4 protein-coding genes are annotated in these 2,832 nt (G+C 64.9%); 3 read left to right on the top strand and 1 reads right to left on the bottom strand.

Annotation, left to right across the window (positions count from 1 at the left end; genetic code table 11):
• Window positions 1–945 (bottom strand): transglycosylase domain-containing protein (locus WBG82_RS00825; protein ID WP_424420199.1); only part of this gene is annotated, 945 nt, incomplete at its 3' end.
• A gap of 194 nt (window positions 946–1,139) precedes the next feature.
• On the opposite strand from WBG82_RS00825, the gene WBG82_RS00820 reads away from it, so the two are divergent.
• From WBG82_RS00820 to WBG82_RS00810, 3 genes are all read left to right on the top strand, one after another.
• Complete coding sequence (locus tag WBG82_RS00820) at window positions 1,140–1,607, top strand: YcgN family cysteine cluster protein (RefSeq protein ID WP_324300926.1); 468 nt, start codon at window positions 1,140–1,142, stop codon at window positions 1,605–1,607.
• Between the two features lie 241 nt (window positions 1,608–1,848).
• Window positions 1,849–2,436: a hypothetical protein gene (locus WBG82_RS00815; RefSeq protein ID WP_424420196.1), complete on the top strand. Its 588-nt coding sequence runs from the start codon at window positions 1,849–1,851 to the stop codon at window positions 2,434–2,436.
• On the top strand, window positions 2,381–2,832 hold a 452-nt coding region (locus tag WBG82_RS00810; protein ID WP_424420194.1), incomplete at its 3' end, for a terminase large subunit domain-containing protein. The genes WBG82_RS00815 and WBG82_RS00810, both read left to right, overlap by 56 nt.

The raw sequence follows: 2,832 nt of genomic DNA, 5'->3' as shown, positions 1-2,832 counted from the left end.
CCGCTTGGGATCGAGCGTCGTGCGGACGGTGAGCCGGCCATGGGCATCGGGCAGGAGCGCCTTCACTTCATTGGCGACCCAATCGACGAAATATTGCGGACCGTCGCGCTTGTCGCGCTCGGCCACGATGGCGGGATGGGCGCGCGCGCCTGCCACTTCCTCCGCCGTCAGATCGCCATTGTCGACGAGCCGGTCGAGCACCTGATTGGCGCGGGCCTGCGCGAGAGCGAGGTCGTTCGTTGGCGCGAAGCGCGACGGTGCCTTCGGCAAGCCCGCGAGGACAGCCGCTTCCGAAAGGGAGACGTCGCGCGCGCTCTTGCCGAAATAGTAATGCGCGGCCGCATCGATGCCGTAATTGCCAGCGCCCATATAGACGCGATTGAGATAGAGAGTGAGGATCTCGTCCTTGGAGAAATTGGCCTCGAGCCAGAAGGCGATGATCGCCTCCTGCGCCTTGCGCCAGAAGGTGCGATCGGAATCGAGATAGAGGTTCTTCGCAAGCTGCTGGGTGATGGTGGAGCCGCCCTCGACGACCGAACCCGAACGCAGATTGACCCAGGCTGCGCGCAGGATGCCGCGCGGATCGACGCCCCAGTGGGAATAAAAGCGGCGGTCCTCGGTGGCGATGAATGCCTTGACGAGATAGGCGGGGAGTTCAGCCAGCGGCACGATGGGCGCCGTGGAGCCGCCGCGGCTTCCGATCTCCTGTCCCTCGGCGTCGAGCACGGTGACAGCGAGCGCGCCTTGCGGCCCCATGTTCATGTCGCGCTGGACCTTGGGCAGGGTGGCGAAGACGAGAAGGCCGACGAGAAGGACGCTTGCCGTCAGAAGAAACGAGGCCGCCCGGAGCGCGAGGCGGAACGGACGGTGCTTGCGCGGCCGCCTTTCTGCCGGATCGCCATCCCGGAAATATTCCTCGGCCGGTTCCTCGTAGTTATCCGCCACGTCGATGTCCCCCTTCGGCGCTCATTGCAGCGCAAGCTTCATGCCGCCCGGCCGAGCCTTCTCGGGCGTCCGCGCGCGAAGATTGCCGCCGTTTGTGCCGGGATTAGGGCAGGAATGGGGTGAAACCGGCACAATTGTGTTTCAATCGGGGACGGGGCTTGACCGCGAGCCTGTCAGGGGCTTTGGTCTCCCGCATGAAGCACAAGTCCGACAAAGAACCCTTCTGGAAGCGCAAGACGCTGGAGGAGATGACCCGCGCGGAATGGGAATCGCTCTGTGACGGCTGCGCGAAGTGCTGCCTCGTCAAACTGGAAGACGAGGACACGCTGGAAATCCTGTTCACGGATGCGGTGTGCAAGCTCCTCGATGGCAATAGCTGCCGCTGCACAGATTATGCGAACCGCTCGAAGCTCGTGCCCGATTGCGTGCATCTGACGCCGAAGATCATTCGCGAGGTGAACTGGATGCCGCCTTCCTGCGCCTATCGGCTGATCGCGGAAGGCAAGGACCTGCCCTCATGGCATCCGCTTGTCTCGGGCGAAACGGAAAGCGTTCACCGCGCGGGCATGTCGGTGCGGGGACGAACGATCTGCGAGAGCGAGGTCGAGTTCGAGGACATTTGCGATCACATCGTCGAATGGCCGACGGACATAGCGGACTGAAAAAAGTGCCGCCCGCGAGATATCCCCGCTTGGCAGCGTGACGCTCGCTCCCCATCTGCCTCCCATCTCCGGAATTGCGTCTCGACAGGCGCCCGAGCGATCGGGCATGCGCAGCGAATGAAAAACTCCGTCGACTGAGATATCCCCAGTTGGCAGCGTGACGCTCGCTTCCTATCTTCGGACCATCTCCGGAATTGCGCCTGACCGCCGGTTCGCCGGCGCGAAAATCGGCAAGGAGTTCATGACAGGCAAGAAGCGGCAGACGGGCGCTCGCGCGCGCGGCAAGGCGTGCGGCAAGGCGCGCGAATGGGCTGAAATCAGGCGCGACTATGAAGACCTGTCGATTCCAGTCGCGCTGACGGCGGCGAAGGCGGGAATGACCCCGCAAAAGCTCGTGCGCCATGCAGCGAACGAAGGATGGAGAAAGCGGACGGCGCGGGCCAATGCGACGGAAACGGCGAAAGCCGGGCCGATAGCCGCCGAACGGAACGGCGAGAACCTGCGGCCGACAAAGCTCGTGGCGCGGTTGAAGCGGCTCATCGCCCGCGAGATCGAAGCGATCGAAGGCGAGAGCACTGCAAGGCGTGACGCGGCCGAAAAGGAGCGCGACGCGCGAAGGCTCTCGTCGCTCGTGCGCTCTCTCGAAAAGCTGAACGACATCAGGACGGCCTCGAGATCGAAGCGCGCGAAGGAACAGGACAAGCGGGAGGAGGATGGAGATGCGCTCAGAGCGGAACTTCACCGCCGCCTCGCTCGCCTCCGCGCCGGAGAGGGTGAGAACGGAATTTCTCTCGAGCCTGACGGGCGAGGAGGCAGCCTGGCTCAATGAGCATTGGCCGTTCTGGGCGCGGGCAGACCAGCTCGCGCCGGAGGGCGAGTGGACGACATGGCTCGTGCTCGGCGGGCGCGGCGCGGGCAAGACCCGCAGCGGCGCCGAATGGGTGCGCGGCGAGGTGGAAAGCGGATGCGCGGGCCGCATCGCGCTTGTCGGTGAAACCTATGGCGATGTACGCGAGGTGATGATCGACGGGCCTTCCGGCCTGCGCGCGATCGGGCCGGAGCGGATGAGGCCGCGCTTCGAGGCCTCGCGCAGGCGGCTCCTCTGGCCGAACGGCGCTATCGGCTATGCCTTTTCGGCCTCGGAACCGGACAGCCTGCGCGGACCGCAATTCGACGCGGCATGGGCGGACGAGCTTGCGAAATGGCGGCATGCGGAGGCTGCGTG

The organism is Parvibaculum sp. (assembly GCF_049671045.1).
GTDB lineage: Bacteria > Pseudomonadota > Alphaproteobacteria > Parvibaculales > Parvibaculaceae > Parvibaculum.
Note: the sequence above shows the minus strand (reverse complement) of the source record. Positions and strands in the feature narration are given on the sequence as shown.